The sequence below is a fragment of the Enterobacter cloacae complex sp. 394I7 genome (genome assembly GCF_057320345.1).
Window position 1 is genome coordinate 876178 of the sequence record NZ_JBXWCR010000001.1, and the last position, 18273, is coordinate 894450.

The following is an 18273-nucleotide window of genomic DNA, read 5'->3' on the forward strand; positions in this document are numbered from 1 at the left end:
ACACACAGGAACCATCATCATGAAAAAAACACTGACACTGATCGCCGCAGCAACCCTGAGCGCCCTGAGCTTTGCCACCTGGGCTGATACCCTGACCGTGGGGGCATCCAACACGCCGCACGCCGAAATTCTGGAGCAGGCGAAGCCTATCCTGGCGAAGCAGGGTATCGATCTGGAGATCAAACCTTTCCAGGACTACATTCTGCCCAACACCGCGCTGGCGGGTCATGATATTGACGCTAACTATTTCCAGCATATTCCTTACCTGAACAGCGTGCTGAAAGATCACGCCGGTGATAAGGATTATGATTTTGTCAGCGCGGGCGCGATCCACATCGAGCCAATCGGGATCTATTCCAAAAAATACAAATCCCTGAAAGATCTGCCGCAGGGCGGCAAAATCATCATGCGTGATGCTGTATCTGAAGAGGGCCGTATTCTCTCTATCTTCGAAAAAGAGGGGGTGATCAAACTGAAGCCGGGCATCGACAAAGTGACCGCGCGTATCAGCGATATCGTGGAAAACCCGAAAAAACTGCAGTTTACGCCTAACGTGGAAGCCTCTCTGCTGCCACAGATGTACAACAACGACGAAGGTGACGCGGTCGTGATTAACGCCAACTACGCGATTGATGCGGGCCTTGATCCTGTACATGACCCGATTGCGGTAGAGAGTGGTGAAAATAACCCATATGCCAACATCATTACCGTTCATCGTGGTGACGAGAAGAAGAAAGATATCGTCGCGCTGGTGAACGTTCTGCACTCCAAAGCGATCCAGGACTGGATCCGCACCAAATACAAAGGCGCAGTGATCCCGGTAAACCACTAATTTATTGATTTTACGAATGAAGCCCGGCGGGACTCTCGCCGGGCTTCTTTTTTGTATCCGGGCGATGAATCATTTAAGCTGAGAGTTTAGGGCAATGGAGTGATGACGATGGGTAATGTGACCAAAGACGAAGCGCTGTATCAGGAGATGTGTCGTGTGGTCGGGAAGGTCGTTCTGGAGATGCGTGATTTGGGGCAGGAGCCGAAGCATATTGTCATTGCGGGGGTGCTGCGTACGGCGCTGGCGAACCAGCGCGTAAAACGTAGCGAGTTAACCACCCAGGCGATGGAAACCGTGGTCAAAGCGCTGGCCGGTTGAAGCGCCAGCGTTTCGCAAGCTGCTCAAGGGAGCAGCAGAGCAGGTAATAGACCACACCCGTAAAGATAAAAATGGCTGCCGGGTAAATTTGCACCCGGTTGTTCACCTGGCCGGCCACCGTGGTGAGTTCAGGGACATTCACAATAAACGCCAGCGACGTATCCTTCAGCAGGCTGATAAAAATCCCCACCAGTGACGGCAGAATATTGCGCAGCGCCTGCGGCAGCAGCACGCGCGACAGCGTTTGCCGGGTACTGAAACCCTGAGACAGGGCGGCCTCGTACTGCCCTGACGGTAAGGCGCTGAGTCCGGCCAGTACTGAATGCATAACCGAGGCCGCGGTAAACCAGGCCAGGGCCAGCGTGACGGTGAGCGCCCCCGGGAGATCGCCGCCGGTGATGAGCGGCAGCAGATACCACATCCAGAAAATCACAAAGATTAGCGGGATCCCGCGAATTAATTCCGCCCATACAAAGAGCGCCTTGCGCACAAGCCCCGTAAAACGCCAGGCCAGACACGCGAGAGCAATTCCACCGGGCAGGGCGAGAGCCGCCGCGCCCAGCGCCATCAGCAACGAGAGCAAGACCCCGCCAGGCTCACCGACTGCCGCACGTCCCCAGAGCAGGTAATCCAGGTTATCGGTAATGACATTAAGTCCGGCAAGCATGGTTTCCCCTTCCTGAGATTGGGCCGAGGCGCACCAGCACCGCCCCCATCAGCATACCGGTAAGCAGGTACAGGACGGTGCCGACGGTAAACGCCTCCAGCGCATGGGCGTTGTAGCTTTCAATCTGTCTCACCTGATAGGTCAGTTCGGCAAAGCCAATGCCGCTGGCGAGCGATGAGAGTTTCATCAGATTGAGATACTGCCCGACAACGGGTTGCCAGGCGTTGGCCAGCCCTTGCGGCAGAAGGATGTAACGAAATAAGCGCCATGCGGAAAACCCCTGTGCGAGCGCCGCTTCCCGTTGCCCGGCAGGAACTGAACGTAGTCCCGATGCCACTTCCTCAATCAAGAAAGCCGAGGTGAATACGCCTAACCCCCATGCAGAGCATAAAAACTCGGGGGTAAACCACCAGACGTCACCGGGTAAAACGGACCAGCGGTGATCCGCATTCACGGCATCCCGGAACGCCTGCGGTAACCCGTTCCAGGCGGCGAAATACCAGAACAGCAGTTGCACCAGCAGCGGCGTATTGCGAAACAGCGACACCCAGCTACTGACGACCGCGTTCCCGACGCGTCCACCCGTCAGGCGCAGAAGCAGAAAAAGCAGCGCGAGCAGGGTTGCCAGCAGCATCCCCGCGAGCGTCACCCACAGGGTGGTGAGAAATCCGGATACGATCCACTGCAGGGGCTGTCCGGTCAGCACGCCCTGCCAGTCAAGTGTGGGCATTAGAGATGCTCCTGATGCAGCGGGTTCAGGACTTTTTGCAGGAATCGCTGAGCGCGTGGGTGCGACGGTTGCCTGAAAAATTGCTCCGGTGGCGCGGTTTCAAGAACGTGCCCGGCGTCGATAAACACAATCCGGTCGGCAATTTCCCGGGCAAATTGCATCTCATGCGTCACCACAATCATGGTAATCCCGCTGTGCGCAAGCGCCTTCATCACGAACAGCACTTCGCCAATCATCTCCGGGTCAAGCGCGGAGGTTGGCTCATCGAACAGAATGATTTGCGGTGAAGAGGCCAGCGCGCGGGCAATCGCCACGCGCTGTTGCTGACCGCCGGAAAGTTCGGCAGGGAAATGGTGTGCTTTTTCCAGCATCCCCACCTTTTCCAGCAGTGCCAGCGCCCGCGCCTGAGCTGGCTGGGCCTTCCAGCCGTGAACATGCTCCAGCGCCAGCGTGATGTTTTGACTGGCGGTGAGGTGGGCGTAAAGATTGAACTGCTGAAACACAAACCCGACGCGGCTGCGCAACTGACGCAGCGCGGTACCGGAGAGCCGTCCGGTGGGCTTGTTATCGATCAGGATCTCGCCACCGCTCAGGGTTTCAAGCTGATTGATAAGCCGGATCAGGGTGGATTTTCCGGAACCCGAAGGCCCGAGAATGGCCACCACTTCACCTGGCGTGATGGTGAGGTTAATGCCCTTTAAGACCTGATGGTTACCGTAATGTTTCTGCACATCGCGAAACTCGACGCTGGCGTGTTCCAGATGTGAAAAATCCGCGGCACCGGCCGCGGAGTGTGAAAAAAGCGCTGAGAGCATATTACTGAGCTTCTATTTTAAAGGCACGAGGCTGTGGGGAGGGGGTATCCGGACCGAACCAGACGTCATAGATTTTTGCCGCCTGACCGTTCTTCTCAAGGTTAACAAGCTCGTCGTTGACGGCTTTCAGCAGAGCGGTTTCGCCTTTTTTTACCCCCACGCCAATCTCTTCTTTGCTGAGCAGATCGGGCAGGATTTTAAAGTTCGCCTTGTCCGGCGCCTGCGCCAGCAGACCGGCCAGAATCGTACTGTCCTGAGTGATAGCCTGCACGTTACCGTTGCGCAGGGCCGTCAGCGCCAGCGGAATATCGTCATAAGAGAGCACGCGGGCGTGCGGGAAACGCTGGTGCAGCGCCTGTTCACCCGTTGTGCCTTTTACCGCGCCAATGCGCGCCCGGCTATAGGCATCAAGCGTATCGGCAGCTTTTACCGGTACCAGGAACTGCTGGCCGGTCACGAAATAGGGAAGGGAGAAATCAACCACCTGCGCCCGTTCCGGGGTAATGGTGATATCTGCCACAATCAAATCTGCCTTACCGGACTGCAGGAGGGGAATGCGGTTAGCCGGGTTGGTGGCGACCAGTTCAAGCTTCACGCCAAGTGCACTGGCAAGCGCTCTGGCGAAATCGACGTCGTAGCCGACAATCTCATGGGTCTTTGCATCGATGGAGCCAAACGGCGGATTGGCATCAAAGGTGGCAACTTTGACCACGCCTGCGGCTTTAATATCCGCCAGTTGATCGGCCTGCACCTGCATCGAGAACAGACCGCCTGCCGCCAGTAAGCCCAGCACCAGTGTCCTTTTTTTAAACCCTTTCGTGTTTGCTGCCATAGTGATTGTTCATCCCGTTGTTTTTGTTTTACCCCGTTACGCTCCCATAAGCGAAAGCTCTCGCCAAATAAGAAATCGTTCTTTGCTATTAGCAAAAAAGCATTAGTGAACAAGGTGTTAATGGCGAGTAAAAGAATGGAGGGCTATTTGCAAATCCTGCACATCGACAGTGGATTTTGGTATTTCCCCTGTGCGGGTGTTGGGTGTTTAACTTAGGGCAAGTGAAGCGAAAGGGGGAAAGACGATGAAAAAGTGGATAAACACGTTACGGCGGTTTTTTGCGACCCGACCAGCGAATGCGGAGAACAGCGCGCAACGTGTTCTTGAGTCCGTACTGCCTGTCGCCAGCCTGTATGGCGTAGACGTTGCCAACATTGATCCGGAGTGGTTCCATGATAAAACGTCACGCTGAACTGCGCCGCACGCGCGAAATGTACTGGAATGAGCTGTGCGAAATTTTGTTCTGACAACGGTTAACTGCTAATGTCGGCAGGATGAATCTCCTGACCCGTTAACGGAATGAATAACACTCTTTTCAGGCGCACGGTTATTGTCTGGCTCCTGGCGTGCCTCACCAGCGGCGTTTTGCTCTATGCCGAACAGATCCGCCGCCAGTTCTGGGAACGCGATCGTGAGTTTTCGACACGCTATTCCACCCTTAGCGCCGTGCTGACGCAAAATGAATCTGTTTTGCCGTTACTCAACGGCGAGGAAGACCTCGCGGCCCTGCGCAAAAAATTCCCGCACATCCTCGCCCTTGAGAAAACCTCAGGCCGTGCGCTGAACGCTGCCCGTGTGGAATCGACCCGCGATTGTCAGTACTGGCTGTATAATCCCTGGCGTCAGATCCGCGTACTTATCGATCTTGCGCCGCTGCTCAGCACCCAACATACCTTTGATGCACTTGCCATTCGCTTCAATGACGCAGATAACGCGCCCCCTGCCGGGGCTTTCTGGCACTGGCAGCGGACCTTCACGCAACCCACACAACCTTTTACCCTTATGGCCACGGCAAAGCCGCACTGGCTGGCCGTCTCCTGGTGGGTATATCCGTGCCTGTTCTTCGGCTGGGCGGTGCTTATCGCCGCGGCCAGCCTGCTGCTCTGGCAACGGCGGCAGCGCCAGCACGCCGAACAGCGCGCACACTATTACCAGCATGCAAGGCTCAACACCCTGGGAGAGATCACCGCTGGGATCGTGCATGAGATTAACCAGCCGCTGACTGCCGTTCAGACCTGGATCCAGGGGGCTCAGCGCCAGCAACAGCAGGCGAATCCGCAGGCCGTATCGCAGGCGCTGGCTGCCGCGCTGGTACAAACCCAGCGTATCAGCGCGCTCTTAACCCGCTTTCGCGAACATGTGGTTCAGGAAAAAGTCACCTTGCGCGACATCGACCTGAAACCGTGCTGGCAGCAGGTGGTCGATCTCCTGGAACATGAACGCCGCTCTGAGCATATCGCGGTGAGCCATGCGTTCGCGGCAGGTGCCACGCGGGTTCTGGCAGACCGACTCTGGCTTGAACAGGTGCTGCATAATCTGCTCAGTAATGCCATTCAGGCCCAGCAAGAGTGCGCGCAAGGGTGGGTGAAAATAACCAGCGAGAAACGGGAAAACTGGATTTATATCACCATAACTGATGGCGGACCTGGCTTTAGCCTGGAGGCCTTGCAGAACGCCTTTATGCCGTTTTACAGCGGACGGACGCAAGGAATAGGGCTGGGAATGACGTTAACGGAGTCGTTGATGACGCGCATGAATGGATCAATCACGCTGGGCAATGCGCCCCAGGGCGGGGCGCAGGTCCGGTTACAACTGGCGAGTGGAGAGGTAAATACGCGTGGATAACACAGTCTGGCTGATTGATGACGATGAATCCATCCGTGAGTCGCTGGCCTTCTTACTCTCGGGAATGGGCTGGCAGGTCAATGGGTTTGAAAGCGTGGACGCGTTTACGTCAGCGCACGGTGGGCGCGCGGCGCTCGTCGGCTGTCTGCTGCTGGATATGCGCATGCCGGGAAAAGGCGGGCTGACCTGGCTGGAGGAGGGCAACTGGCCCTGGCCGCTGTTGCCGGTTATCGTCATGACCGGACACGGTACCGTTGATGCCTGCCGCCGCGCCTTTCGCAATGGCGTCTTTGAGTTTTTCACCAAGCCGCTGGATGCCGATAAGCTCATTGAAACGGTGGGGCTCGCCTTCGAAGAGAGCCAGAGACGACTGACCCGTTGGCAGGAAACGTCGCGGATTAAAGCGCGTTTCGAACAACTGACGGCGCGTGAGCATGAGGTGCTGGCGGTGCTGATGGAAGGACGCAGCAATAAAGAGGTGGCCCTGCAGTTGAACCTCTCGCCCAGGACGGTTGAAGCGCACCGGGCCGCGGCGTTCGCCAAGCTTGGCGTGACCAGCCTGGTGCAGGCAATCCGCGATTACGACAAATTACAATCCGTATAACTACCAGGATAATTGCGTAATCAACCGAATTACGCCTCATCGCACATCTGAGTACGATTGAACGGTATTCAATCATTCGAGGACGTGCGATGAAAAAAGTAATGATGGCAGCCGCGCTTGTCGCCGGTAGCGTAAGCCTGACGGCACAGGCCGACGCGTTGAACCAGAAAAACCTCTCCCTGGCGCAGGCCAACGCGCTGGCGACCTCCGCCATTCAGGCCTGCGTAGCGAAAAACTACCAGGTGACGGTCACCGTGGTGGACCGCGCCGGTGTGGTCAAAGCGGTGCAGCGTACAGACAATGCCGGGCCACACACGGTAAAAGCCAGCGAAATGAAAGCCTATACCGCGCTGAGTGCAAAAAATGCGTCAGGCAAGGTTATGGAAGCCGCGCAGAGCAATGTCGGCGCACAAAATATGCGTGATATTCCGGGCTTCCTGCTGCTGGCCGGTGGTCTGCCGGTGAAAGAGGGGGATGAGGTGATTGGCGCAATAGGGATCGGCGGTGCGCCGGGTGGTCATCTGGATGAAGCGTGCGCGCAGGCGGCGATTGACGGGCTGAAGAAATAATATAAAAAAGCACCGGGTTTTCCGGTGCTTTATCATCAGATCTTGCAGGCATCACCGCAGTCGTCATCGGCGATAATCGACTGCGCTTTTTTATCAGCGTCGTCGAGACGTTCCGCGTTACGCTCTTCAGCTTCATCCAGCCCGTTAAAGACCAAGTTTTCGAGATCAATTTCCATATGGCACCTGCTTTGTTCGGTTTTTGATACTGGCACAGTATAGGGCAAAAAGAGCCGGCAATGTACCGCGCAGCACATAACGATAATCCCTGCCATACTCAGTGCTTTATCGCTGAGGAGAGCTCATGATTACACTGTGTAAAACCTGCGGTACCTCTTATGACGCAACGCCGGCGCGATGCCCTGTGTGCGAGGATGAACGCCAGTATGTTCCGGCCAGCGGCCAGGCGTGGAGTGATTTTGCGACGGTGACGGGCACACACAGCAATAAATGGCAGCAGCTTGAGCCGCAGCTGCTCAGTATCAAAACGGTGCCCGCTTTTGCCATCAACCAGCGCGCGCTGCTTCTGCGTACCCCCCACGGCAATATCCTTTGGGATTGCATTGCGAATCTCGACCCGGCAACCAGAACCATCATCACGGCGCTCGGTGGCATCAGCGCGATCGCGATTTCACATCCTCACTACTACACCACAATGCAGGAGTGGGCCGGGGCTTTCGATGCGCCGGTTTACCTGCACGCGAACGATCGCGAGTGGGTTATGCGCGACAGCCCGATGCTCCACTTCTGGCAGGGCGATACGCTGGACATTTTCCCCGCGGTAACGTTATTACGCCTCGGAGGACATTTCGCTGGCGGAACGGTGCTGCACTGGCAGGAGGGTGGTGGTGTCTTGCTGGCAGGCGATATTTTACAGGTCACGCCGGGCAAAGATGCTGTCTCGTTTATGTGGAGCTATCCGAATATGCTGCCGTTGCCCGCCCGCAGCGTCGAAGACGTGACCGGACGGCTGGTGGGGAAAAAATTCGCTCGCCTGTACGGCGCTTTTGAAGGGCAAAATATCCTGGCGAATGCGGATGAGATTGTGCTGCGGTCGGGCCAGAAATATATTGCTTGTCTGAAGTAAAGTCCGGTGGGTAAACTTTACTTGTGTGATCCCGATCATACCTAAACTAAAACAGATAAAAGAGAAATTGCTATGCAACATATCATTGAAGGTTTTCTCAGCTTTCAAAAAGAGATTTTCCCGCAACGTAAAGAGCTCTTCCGCAGTTTAGCGTCCAGCCAGAATCCCAAAGCGCTGTTCATCTCATGCTCTGACAGCCGTCTGGTCCCAGAACTGGTCACTCAGCAAGAGCCAGGACAACTCTTTGTCATTCGTAATGCTGGCAACATCGTGCCACCGTTCGGCCCTGAGCCAGGCGGTGTCTCCGCAACGATTGAATACGCGGTTGTCGCGCTGGGCGTGACCGATATTGTTATCTGCGGCCACTCCAACTGTGGGGCGATGAAAGCCATTGCCGACAATGCGGACCTCGAACCTATGCCGGCGGTTTCTCACTGGTTACGCTATTCCGATGCGGCAAAAGCGGTGGTTGAGAAGAAAACCTGGGATAAGCCAATCGATAAAGTGAATGCGATGGTACAGGAAAACGTGTTTGCGCAGCTGAGCAACATTAAGACTCACCCGTCAGTGGCGGTGGGCCTGCGCAACAACGCCATCCGTCTTCACGGCTGGGTGTATGACATTGAAAGCGGCAAAATCCTTGCACTGGATAAAGAGACGAAAACCTTCGTCTCTTTATCCGATAACCCGCAGGTTTACTTCGAGTAATCCCGCGTTGCAGGGCACGGATGCCCTGTCAGTCATCACTGTACGGTAATTTCCTTCTTGAACCCGATGCGGTTTTCTCTGCGGCTTTTGCCATCTCCTCTGCTATCTCTGCACATTCCGCCAGTCCCTGAACAAAAGGGTGATCGTGCATCAGCCACGGGATTGCGCCAAATGCAATGCGTCCGCGAAGCGTTTCCGGCGCTTTTAACGTGTAATCCTCGCCAATATCCGGGATCTCATCGCCCGTCGCCTGTAGCTGCTTGCGCAGCGTCGGGAAGGGCAGATCTTTTGTTTTAAGCGGCTTTTGCCCGCGGGCATCAATAAAGACGTCGAAACGGTAGGTCGTTTCTTTTGTGGCGATGACCGTCTGCGCGCTGCCAATATCCAGCGTGTAATCATCACCCAGCGCCACAACGCTAATGATGCCGGCCTCACGAAGCGCGAGAAGCCTGCGAATCGACTGCGGGGGAATGGCGGCATAGTTGTCGATAAAGACGCGTGCCAGCCCGTTTTTAAAGCGTTCAGCGTCCTTTCCGGTAAGATGAGGAACCATCTCCTGGACCACTTCATGCAGCCGAAGCACGGTGTAGCGCCAGGCCACCGTGCGCCGGTCACGTTTGTTCCGCTCGACCTCATTCAGGTTCTCTTCAGCCCAGGTAAACGGACCGTGCTGTTTTCGATCCTCAAACCACGCTTCGCGAAGGCTGTCCGCCGTCTGCATGCGCAGCGATATTTTCTCACACCAGGCCGGGTCGGCGAGTTCAAGCTCTTTCACCATCAGGGCGAAAATGCGGTCAAGCAGACCGTCTGATCCTTTGGCGATTTCGGCTTCGAGTACCGATTCGGTTAATACCGACAGCGGTTCGTACGGAATAGGGCAGTAAAAATCGGCCTCTGGCAGAATCCCGGTCCTGGACATGAGTACAATTTTTAACGCTTCACTTCCTTTATCGAGGAGGAATGTGCCGTCGCGAAACTCACCGTGCTGCATGACCACGGCCATCGCCGCGTCCAGCCCGCTTAAGGATGTTCCCATAATACCGACGCGGCAGGGGCGGATGCGGGCATCCATCAACCCTGACCACGGGCTTGGGAAATACGCGCGCGTGGCTTCCTCTTCTTCTGGCCAGACATGCCCGGTGGCGATCACGGCGAGATCGAATCGTTCCGGAAACGGCGAGTCATTGACCGAAAGCGTCACGCCGGAGGAGGACGGGGCAACATCGGTGACGGTGGCAGACGTGTGGATCTCAACCTGAAATCCCCGCCTCTTAGCTTCCTGGACTATTGTCTGGAAACTGTCGCGAAAATACTCGCCCAGCAGAATACGGGGCAAAAACTGTCTGTCATGCAAGGTGGCTTTATCAACCTTAAAGCGCGCCAGATGGGCTTCACTCTGGCGCTTAAGCCAGTCGAGGTAGGTCATAAAAAGGGGCGGGATTTCAATGCTGGCAATGTTGGCCAGCATCAGGCGAGAGTTATCGTCGTCGTTGTAGGGCATTCCCACGCCAGCTTCGTCTGCCTGTTCAAAAACGGAGACAGAGAGCGGCGACGCGTTCTTAAGAAGAGAATAAAAGGTGTAAATCCCTGTAGGGCCGGAGCCGATAATGGCGATTTTCTTCATCGACAGTCTTCCTGTTTTTTTTCCATAAGAAAAGCGTAGCAGGAGAATAATGATGAAATTGGGGTATTAAGAAAAATCAGGACTTAAGAAGAGGATTTGCACCATTTCAGGACTGAAATGGTGCGTCCGAGTGGACTCGAACCACCGACCCCCACCATGTCAAGGTGGTGCTCTAACCAACTGAGCTACGGACGCAGAATGGTGCGTTCAATTGGACTCGAACCAACGACCCCCACCATGTCAAGGTGGTGCTCTAACCAACTGAGCTATGAACGCAACGTGTTGTCGGTGACAACGGGGACGAATATTAGCGGCACAGCATCGTTGAGGCAAGAGGGAAAATGCATTTTTCTCTCTGATTTCACGCGATTGCTTTATTACCGCGCAAAGTGAAGAGAAAGTAGCCGCCAGCTGGCGGCTACTGCGTATTTAACGTGCAGCGCGTTGCAATATTACCGAGGATGACTGGCGTTGCAGGAAGCGCATGCGCAGCATCATCATAATTGCCGCAGAGGTTAAGCCGATGATAAAGCCCATCCAGAATCCTGCCGGCCCCATGCGGTCAACCACCAGATCGGTAAGCGCCAGGATATAACCACACGGCAGACCCAGCACCCAGTAAGCGATGAAGGTGATAAAGAAGATCGAACGCGTATCTTTATACCCACGCAGTACGCCGCTGCCAATCACCTGTATGGAGTCGGAGATCTGGTACACCGCGGCAAGCAGCATCAGATGGGAGGCCAGGGCCACCACTTCCGGGTTGTCGTTGTAAAGCAGGGCAATTTGCTCACGCAGCGTGATGGTAAACAGTGCCGTACAGATGGCCATACAGACACCGACGCCAAGCCCCGTGCGGGCCGCCGTTTGCGCATCCAGCGTCGAACCTTGCCCCAGACGAAAGCCCACGCGAATGGTCACCGCTGCGGCCAGCGACATCGGCAATACGAACATCAGGGAACTGAAGTTCAGCGCAATCTGGTGACCGGCTACATTCACAATGCCGAGCGGAGAAACCAGCAGGGCGACCACGGCAAACAGCGTCACTTCAAAGAACAGCGCCAGCGCAATCGGCAGGCCTAACTGCACCAGACGCGTCATGATGTTCCAGTCCGGCGTGCTGAACGAACGTTCATTGCGGATATCGCGCATTGAACGGGCACGTTTCACATAAGAGATCATACTGAAGAACATCACCCAATAGACGGCAGCCGTCGCCACGCCGCAGCCGACGCCGCCGAGCTCCGGCATACCGAAGTGACCATAGATGAAGATGTAGTTCACCGGAATATTCACCAGCAAGCCGATAAAGCCCATCACCATTCCGGGCTTGGTTTTCGCCAGACCTTCACACTGGTTACGCGCGACCTGGAAGAACAGATAGCCAGGCGCACCCCACAGCAGGGCCCGCAGGTAGCCGACGGCTTTGTCAGCCAGAGCCGGGTCAATATTATGCATGGCGCGGATGATATGACCGGCATTCCACAGCACAACCATTATCAGCACGGAGACAAACCCTGCCAGCCAGAACCCCTGTCGAACCTGATGGGCAATACGTTCACGTCGCCCTGAGCCATTTAGCTGAGCGATAACCGGGGTGAGGGCGAGCAGCAGGCCGTGGCCAAACAGGATGGCCGGAAGCCAGATCGAGGTGCCTATTGCCACGGCGGCCATATCGGTGGCGCTGTAGCCACCCGCCATTACCGTATCCACAAATCCCATTGCGGTCTGGGCCACTTGCGCGATGATCACTGGTATAGCCAGTGCCAATAACTGGCGCGCTTCATTCATGTACTTCTGCACGTGAACACCTTTATATTCTAGTTATTTGAGAGACTAAAAAGGCCGCCGTAACTGGCAGCAAGAAGAAAATGCAGGGGGGTGCCAGCTATTGTAGCGGGGTTTAGCTATTTATCTAGTGAAAAAATCGCCACAAAATGCGCTCCGCTGGCAACCTGTTTTTCCAACTGTTATTGTGGTGGGATTAAACGGTGTCACCACCGTCCGGAAAATACAGGAGTTGTAAGCATGTTTACTGGTATTGTGCAGGGCACCGCCAAAGTGGTGTCCATTGATGAAAAACCTAATTTCCGAACTCATGTGGTTGAGCTTCCGGAATATATGCTTGATGGCATTGAAACTGGCGCCTCGATTGCACATAACGGCTGTTGCCTGACGGTAACCGAAATTAACGGGAACCAGATTAGCTTTGATTTAATGAAAGAGACGCTGCGCATCACCAACCTGGGCGAGCTGGTGGTGGGGGATACCGTAAACGTAGAGCGTGCGGCCAGGTTCAGCGATGAGATTGGCGGCCATCTGATGTCAGGCCATATTATGACCACCGCGGAAGTGGCGAAGATTGTCACCTCGGAAAATAACCGTCAAATCTGGTTTAAAGTGCAGGATCCTTCATTAATGAAATACATCCTGTATAAAGGATTTATTGGTATTGATGGGATTAGCCTGACGGTTGGGGAAGTGACGCCGACCCGTTTCTGCGTGCATTTAATTCCTGAAACTCTCCAGCGTACAACCCTGGGGGCGAAAAAACTGGGGCATCGGGTTAATATCGAAATCGATCCGCAGACTCAGGCGGTTGTGGATACCGTTGAGCGGCTGTTGGCGGCAAAAGAAGCCGCAATAATAAAGACCGCAGAAGAAGAATAAAATGAACCCCGGATTTCCGGGGTTTTTTTTAGCGTGCGACCCGCAAACCGTGTTCTATCCCTCGGCTGAAAACAACCTGCCAAAGTTGAATATCACGCGCGCGAAAGGCGCCTGCGCAGGCATTGAGATAATAGCTGAACATCCGTTTAAACCGTTCAGAATAGTTGTCCGCAATTTCTGGCCAGGCTTCCTGGAAACGTGAATGCCATGCCATCAACGTGGTGTCATAATCCGCGCCAAAGTTATGCCAGTCTTCCATAATGAAATGAGGTTCACTGGCGTTAGCAATCTGGCGAACGGACGGCAAACAGCCATTCGGAAAGATGTATTTGTTGATCCACGGATCGACGTTATTGTCGGTGCGCTTAGAACCAATGGTGTGCAGCAGGAAGATGCCGTCAGGTTTCAAGTTACGGTCCACCACGCTGAAGTAGGTGTCATAGTTTTTCGGCCCCACGTGTTCGAACATGCCGACGGAGACTATGCGATCAAACTGCTCGTTCAGGTCGCGATAATCCTGAAGGCGAATATCCACATCAAGGCCCTGGCAGCGCTCCCGTGCCATTTTTTGCTGTTCAGCTGAAATGGTCACACCGACCACGCTGGCACCATAATGCTTCGCCATAAAATAGGCCAGACCACCCCATCCACAGCCGATATCCAGCACACGCATGCCCGGCTGTAGCTGCAGTTTTTCACAAATCAGACGTAGCTTAGCCTGTTGTGCTTCTTCAAGGGTTGAGGCCTCTTTCCAGTAGGCGCAGGAATATTGCATGAAAGGATCGAGCATGCGGCTGAACAGGTCATTACCGAGGTCGTAATGCTCCTTGCCGACGATCCACGCCCGTTTTTTGCTTTGCAGATTAAACAGCCGGGCGGAGGCGACACGTAATGTATCTTTCAGATTGCGGGGGAGCTGGTTTTCCAGACCGGCGCGTAAAACGCTGGAGAAAAACATATCCAGCCGTTCACACTCCCACCAGCCGTCCATATAACTTTCCCCCAGGCCTAACGATCCCTCCCGCAATACGCGTTTAAAAAAGTCGGGATGCTTAACCTGTGGATCGGATGGCGAAGATCCATTAATAGTGATGCCTGCACGACCTAACAGTTCACTGACGATCCGGGACCAGTTATCGTCCGGAACGCTGACTTCTTCTATACACGATGAACTCATAGCTTCTCCATCACCTTACTGTGATCAGAACCTTCAAACAGCGTAGACGCTTTTTATGGTTTGTGAGAAATCTCACGGTATTTCCCCGTGAGGCTAGTATCCGACGTAGAACAGAGGAAGGGAGATAACCCTTGCCGAAATGCCTTCCATGGTAAAACGGGAGCGCTCCGGCTCCCGTTAACACATAATATTTATCGTATTTAATCGAACCAAATTTAGTATAGGCCTCAAAATTTGGTGATTCAATAGAAAATTCTTAGCAACCTAATCACTGATATTTAACATAATTTCTGGCGCGATTATGCATGCGAGGTTTTCACCTCTGCGCGGTCATCCTGCTCACGTTGTGCCGCAGACTGCATACGGTATCCCAGAAGGGCCAGCGCAACCGTAACCAGCATGACGCTGGTGGTGGTCAGGAGCGGCGTGGCAATCAGCGCAGAGACCACCAGGCTTGCCAGGAAGCACAGACCCAGCTGCAGGGTATTCTGAAGCGCGGCCGCACGACCTGTTGCCTGTGGGAACGGACGTAACGCCTGGGCTACGACGATAGGGTAAATCGCACCGTTCGCCACGGCCATCACGCAGAATGGAATCAGAATTTCTGCCAGACCGGCGCCCGGGATAAAGCCCACAGCCCAGGTGGCGATCACGCTCAGCGCGTAGAGTACCAGCAGCCAGGGCAGCATCTGCTGACCTTCCCATTTTTGCAGCGCCGCGCGACAGCCATAGCCCCCGACCAGAAACGCGATGGTCTGCGGGACATAGCTCAGACCGATGGCGGCCGGGCTGTAACCCATATCGTGAAGAATGAACGGCGAACCGGTCAGCCACGCGAAGAAACTCGCCGAGCAGGCGGCATAAATCAGGACATTACCGCGGTACGCTTTGGTGCTCAGCAGAGAGGTGAAGGTCACCGGTGTTGTGTCAGCAGGCGTCTCTTTCTTATGTGCCGCTTTGAGTGTGAATGCCGGGATCATCAGGACCAGCGTGATGGCAAACAGCGTAGCGAAAATGGCCTGCCAGTCGAAATGCGCCAGGATCCAGCTCCCGAGCAGCGGGGCGAGGGCAGGCGAAAGCCCTACCAGCGGCATAATGGTGGCGAAAATGCGGTTTGTACGGTTGGCCGGATAGTAGTCGGTGACCAGCGCCTGCCAGGTCACCGCGGCAGCACAGACGCCAACGGCCTGCACGAAGCGCAGTACCAGCAGCCAGGTTGCATCGCGTACCCATAACATTCCCAGACAGCCGACGGCAAAGATAGCCAGCCCCAGCAACAGCACCGGTTTACGGCCAAAGCGGTCAGAGAGAGGCCCCCAGAGCAGCTGCGCGAAGGCAAAGCCCGCGAGGAATAAGCTCAGGCTGGCGCTGATGGCTGCCGCCGGGGTCTGTAAATCTTCCTGCATTGCGGCGAAGGCGGGCAGGTACATATCAGTGGCTAAAAAGCCCAGCACGCTTAAACCACCGAGCCAGACTAAAAATCCTTTCCTGGGTTGCATTGTTTTTTTCTCCTGAGGGAGGCAGGTCTATGTTTGCGCAGAGTGTAGGGAGTGCAAAGCAGCTTGTGAAACGCTAATATTTGGCGAGTGCATTCAAAATTTTTGCAGGCAGAAAATGTGGTCAGATTATTCTCTTGAAGTGGTCGATGCTGTTGCACGCAACGGCAGCTTTAGCGGTGCAGCGCAGGAGTTGCACCGCGTCCCCTCGGCAATCAGCTATACGGTGCGTCAGCTTGAAGAATGGCTGGCCGTTCCGCTGTTTGAACGGCGTCACCGTGATGTGGAATTAACGCCCGCCGGGGCATGGTTTTTGAAAGAAGGGCGTTCTGTTATCAAAAAAATGCAGATCACCCGCGAACAGTGTCAGCAGATCGCTAACGGCTGGCGAGGACATCTTTCCATTGCCGTGGATAACATCGTAAAACCGGAACGTACCCGGCAGATGATTGTCGATTTCTATCGCCATTTCTCGGATGTCGAATTGCGGGTATCCCAGGAAGTGTTTAACGGCGTCTGGGATGCGCTGGCGGATGGCAGGGCAGAGATGGCGATCGGTGCCACGCAGGCGATCCCGGTTGGGGGACGCTTTGCCTTTCGCGACATGGGCATGCTCAGCTGGAAATGTGTGGTGGCAAGCGATCATCCGCTGGCGGCCATGGACGGGCCGCTCAGCGACGAAACGCTCCGTAACTGGCCCTCGCTGGTGCTGGAAGATACCTCGCGTTCGTTGCCCAAACGCATTACCTGGCTGCTGGATAACCAGCGACGGGTGGTTGCGCCGGACTGGGAATCCTCAGCAACATGCCTCAGCGCAGGGCTGTGCGTTGCCATGGTCCCTGGCCATTTTGCACGGCCCCGAATCGACACCGGTGAATGGGTTGAACTGACGCTGGAAAATCCTTTTCCGGATGCGGCCTGTTGCCTCACCTGGCAACAAAATGATGTGTCGCCCGCAATGGCCTGGCTGCTGGATTACCTGGGAGACAGTGAGACGCTTAACCGGGAATGGCTACGGGAGCCAGTATAACTGGCCCCGTAAAAGATTAACGACGATAGTCGCGGAACGGGCCATCCGCAACGGAACGGCGTTCGATAAGACGCGGGTGAACTTCAATAGACTGAGACTCTTCACGCTTGTTGACGATCCTGTCCATCAGCATATTGAAGGCCGTTTCACCCAGCGAGTCTTTTGGCTGGTGGATGGTGGTCAGCGCCGGGGTAAAGAAGCGCGCGTTGCGCACGTTGTCATACCCGATCACGGAAATGTCCTGCGGCACGCGCAAACCCAGTTCATCGGCGGCACAGAGAGCACCCATCGCCATAATGTCACCGCCACAGAAAACGGCTGTCGGGCGATGCGGCTGGGAGACAATCTGCTGCATTGCGCGGTAACCGGATTCCGGTTCAAAGTCACCCTGCACGATCCAGTTTTCCGGCACGGTAATCAGCGCCTCTTCCATCGCTTTCATAAACCCGGCCAGACGCCCGGCTCCGGTGTTGCGCTCCAGTGGACCCGGGATCACACCAATCTCACGGTGACCGCGTTCAATCAGATAACGGCCTGCCATATAGCCGCCTTCAAACGCGTTATCGATGACGGAGTCGGTGAAGTCTGCACGTGCTTCGCCCCAGTCCATGACCACCATAGGAATATGGCGGTACTCTTCCAGCATGGAAAGCACGGACTCCGGATACTCTGAACACATCACCAGCAGGCCATCCACACGCTTTTGTGCCATCATGGAGAGATAAGCGCGCTGTTTTTCAATGCTGTTCCACGCGTTGCCCAGAATCAGGGTATAGCCTTTCTGGAAGCAGTTTTTCTCGACCGCTTCAATGATCTCGGCAAAATAGGCCGCTTCACTGCTGGTAGCCAGCAAACCAATGGATTTGGTGTGATTAACTTTGAGGCTGCGCGCCACCGCACTCGGTGAATAGTGTAATTCTTTGATTGCCGCCCAGACGGCGTTGCGCGTCTCTTCCGCCACAAAGCGGGTTTTGTTAATTACATGTGATACGGTTGTAGTGGAAACGTTTGCGCGTTTTGCTACGTCTTTAATTGTTGCCATTAAATGTCACTCCAGACCATATCCTAAACTCCTGAAAAACTTGAAGGTAAACGTTTGCCTTCTCTCACCCTTATCACGCAATCTTGAATTGCGGCACGCCGGGAAAACGACACAGGACGTCAGGAGGGGGTCAATGGCCGGTACGCTAATAAATTTAGCGTGGAATTTTGTCCTATCTTGATGAAAAGGGGAAGAGCTAAAGTGGTTATCAGTTTAAATCCAGGAAGATT

At 55.0% G+C, this 18273-nt stretch carries 20 protein-coding genes and 2 tRNA genes; 10 read left to right on the plus strand and 12 right to left on the minus strand.

What is annotated here, in order from left to right; genetic code table 11:
- The first annotated feature begins 19 nt into the window (after positions 1–19).
- On the plus strand, positions 20–832 hold the full coding sequence (locus tag AC2FAP_RS04260) for a MetQ/NlpA family ABC transporter substrate-binding protein (RefSeq protein ID WP_020884355.1): 813 nt from the start codon (positions 20–22) through the stop codon (positions 830–832).
- 108 nt (positions 833–940) lie between these two features.
- Positions 941–1150, plus strand: a complete 210-nt coding sequence (fumD, locus tag AC2FAP_RS04265) for a fumarate hydratase FumD (protein WP_014831602.1) — start codon at positions 941–943, stop codon at positions 1148–1150.
- On the opposite strand, the gene AC2FAP_RS04270 is transcribed toward fumD, so the two are convergent.
- Genes AC2FAP_RS04270 through AC2FAP_RS04285 form a run of 4 tightly spaced genes read right to left on the minus strand, consistent with a single transcriptional unit; the run spans position 1131 to position 4194 of the window.
- On the minus strand, positions 1131–1817 hold the full coding sequence (locus AC2FAP_RS04270; protein ID WP_020884354.1) for an amino acid ABC transporter permease: 687 nt from the start codon (positions 1815–1817) through the stop codon (positions 1131–1133). The two genes, fumD and AC2FAP_RS04270, sit on opposite strands and share 20 nt — an antisense overlap.
- Complete coding sequence (locus tag AC2FAP_RS04275; protein WP_032681174.1) at positions 1801–2547, minus strand: amino acid ABC transporter permease; 747 nt, start codon at positions 2545–2547, stop codon at positions 1801–1803. The genes AC2FAP_RS04270 and AC2FAP_RS04275 overlap by 17 nt, the downstream gene beginning before the upstream one ends.
- The gene (locus tag AC2FAP_RS04280) at positions 2547–3362 is read right to left on the minus strand and encodes an amino acid ABC transporter ATP-binding protein (protein WP_014169754.1); all 816 of its coding nucleotides are present in this window, start codon (positions 3360–3362) and stop codon (positions 2547–2549) included. The genes AC2FAP_RS04275 and AC2FAP_RS04280 overlap by 1 nt, the downstream gene beginning before the upstream one ends.
- Before the next feature lies 1 nt (position 3363).
- A complete protein-coding gene (locus tag AC2FAP_RS04285; RefSeq protein ID WP_049022388.1) occupies positions 3364–4194 on the minus strand; it encodes an ABC transporter substrate-binding protein in 831 nt (276 codons plus the stop codon).
- A 244-nt stretch (positions 4195–4438) separates the two neighbouring features.
- Between AC2FAP_RS04285 and AC2FAP_RS04290 the strand changes: the two genes are divergently transcribed.
- The 4 genes from AC2FAP_RS04290 to AC2FAP_RS04305 all read left to right on the plus strand — a co-directional run bounded on the left by AC2FAP_RS04290 (position 4439) and on the right by AC2FAP_RS04305 (position 7212).
- Complete coding sequence (locus AC2FAP_RS04290; protein ID WP_014169756.1) at positions 4439–4606, plus strand: hypothetical protein; 168 nt, start codon at positions 4439–4441, stop codon at positions 4604–4606.
- 107 nt (positions 4607–4713) lie between these two features.
- The gene (locus AC2FAP_RS04295; protein ID WP_449541586.1) at positions 4714–6039 is read left to right on the plus strand and encodes a sensor histidine kinase; all 1326 of its coding nucleotides are present in this window, start codon (positions 4714–4716) and stop codon (positions 6037–6039) included.
- A complete protein-coding gene (locus tag AC2FAP_RS04300) occupies positions 6032–6643 on the plus strand; it encodes a response regulator transcription factor (protein WP_086532633.1) in 612 nt (203 codons plus the stop codon). The genes AC2FAP_RS04295 and AC2FAP_RS04300 overlap by 8 nt, the downstream gene beginning before the upstream one ends.
- Positions 6644–6732: 89 nt before the next feature.
- On the plus strand, positions 6733–7212 hold the full coding sequence (locus AC2FAP_RS04305; RefSeq protein ID WP_257806310.1) for a GlcG/HbpS family heme-binding protein: 480 nt from the start codon (positions 6733–6735) through the stop codon (positions 7210–7212).
- A gap of 35 nt (positions 7213–7247) precedes the next feature.
- Here the strand turns inward: AC2FAP_RS04305 and AC2FAP_RS04310 are convergent, their stop codons facing one another.
- Entirely contained in the window at positions 7248–7388 is a 141-nt protein-coding gene (locus AC2FAP_RS04310; RefSeq protein ID WP_020884349.1) for a hypothetical protein, read from the minus strand.
- Between the two features lie 125 nt (positions 7389–7513).
- Here AC2FAP_RS04310 and AC2FAP_RS04315 point away from each other — a divergent pair, with 125 nt between their 5' ends.
- Complete coding sequence (locus AC2FAP_RS04315) at positions 7514–8296, plus strand: MBL fold metallo-hydrolase (RefSeq protein ID WP_449541587.1); 783 nt, start codon at positions 7514–7516, stop codon at positions 8294–8296.
- A 72-nt stretch (positions 8297–8368) separates the two neighbouring features.
- The gene (locus AC2FAP_RS04320) at positions 8369–9004 is read left to right on the plus strand and encodes a carbonic anhydrase (RefSeq protein WP_014169762.1); all 636 of its coding nucleotides are present in this window, start codon (positions 8369–8371) and stop codon (positions 9002–9004) included.
- A 28-nt stretch (positions 9005–9032) separates the two neighbouring features.
- Here AC2FAP_RS04320 and AC2FAP_RS04325 read toward each other — a convergent pair whose 3' ends face one another.
- The 4 genes from AC2FAP_RS04325 to mdtK all read right to left on the minus strand — a co-directional run bounded on the left by AC2FAP_RS04325 (position 9033) and on the right by mdtK (position 12431).
- Positions 9033–10628, minus strand: coding sequence for an FAD-NAD(P)-binding protein (locus AC2FAP_RS04325; RefSeq protein WP_449541588.1), 1596 nt, complete (start codon positions 10626–10628; stop codon positions 9033–9035).
- Between the two features lie 118 nt (positions 10629–10746).
- A tRNA-Val gene (locus AC2FAP_RS04330) sits at positions 10747–10823 on the minus strand.
- 4 nt (positions 10824–10827) lie between these two features.
- Positions 10828–10904, minus strand: a tRNA-Val gene (locus tag AC2FAP_RS04335).
- 153 nt (positions 10905–11057) lie between these two features.
- Positions 11058–12431 carry an MdtK family multidrug efflux MATE transporter gene (mdtK, locus tag AC2FAP_RS04340; protein ID WP_014169764.1) on the minus strand — a complete coding sequence of 458 codons (1374 nt, stop codon included), beginning with the start codon at positions 12429–12431 and terminating at the stop codon, positions 11058–11060.
- A 225-nt stretch (positions 12432–12656) separates the two neighbouring features.
- On the opposite strand from mdtK, the gene AC2FAP_RS04345 reads away from it, so the two are divergent.
- Positions 12657–13298, plus strand: a complete 642-nt coding sequence (locus AC2FAP_RS04345) for a riboflavin synthase (protein WP_020884345.1) — start codon at positions 12657–12659, stop codon at positions 13296–13298.
- Positions 13299–13326: 28 nt separating this feature from the next.
- Here the strand turns inward: AC2FAP_RS04345 and cfa are convergent, their stop codons facing one another.
- Both cfa and punC read right to left on the minus strand, forming a co-directional pair.
- Complete coding sequence (gene cfa / locus AC2FAP_RS04350) at positions 13327–14475, minus strand: cyclopropane fatty acyl phospholipid synthase (protein ID WP_014169766.1); 1149 nt, start codon at positions 14473–14475, stop codon at positions 13327–13329.
- 299 nt (positions 14476–14774) lie between these two features.
- Positions 14775–15974, minus strand: coding sequence for a purine nucleoside transporter PunC (gene punC / locus AC2FAP_RS04355; RefSeq protein ID WP_014169767.1), 1200 nt, complete (start codon positions 15972–15974; stop codon positions 14775–14777).
- A 115-nt stretch (positions 15975–16089) separates the two neighbouring features.
- On the opposite strand from punC, the gene punR reads away from it, so the two are divergent.
- Complete coding sequence (gene punR / locus AC2FAP_RS04360; protein ID WP_044857172.1) at positions 16090–17001, plus strand: DNA-binding transcriptional activator PunR; 912 nt, start codon at positions 16090–16092, stop codon at positions 16999–17001.
- Positions 17002–17017: 16 nt separating this feature from the next.
- Here the strand turns inward: punR and purR are convergent, their stop codons facing one another.
- Positions 17018–18043, minus strand: coding sequence for an HTH-type transcriptional repressor PurR (gene purR, locus AC2FAP_RS04365; RefSeq protein WP_010430302.1), 1026 nt, complete (start codon positions 18041–18043; stop codon positions 17018–17020).
- Positions 18044–18273: the final 230 nt, after the last annotated feature.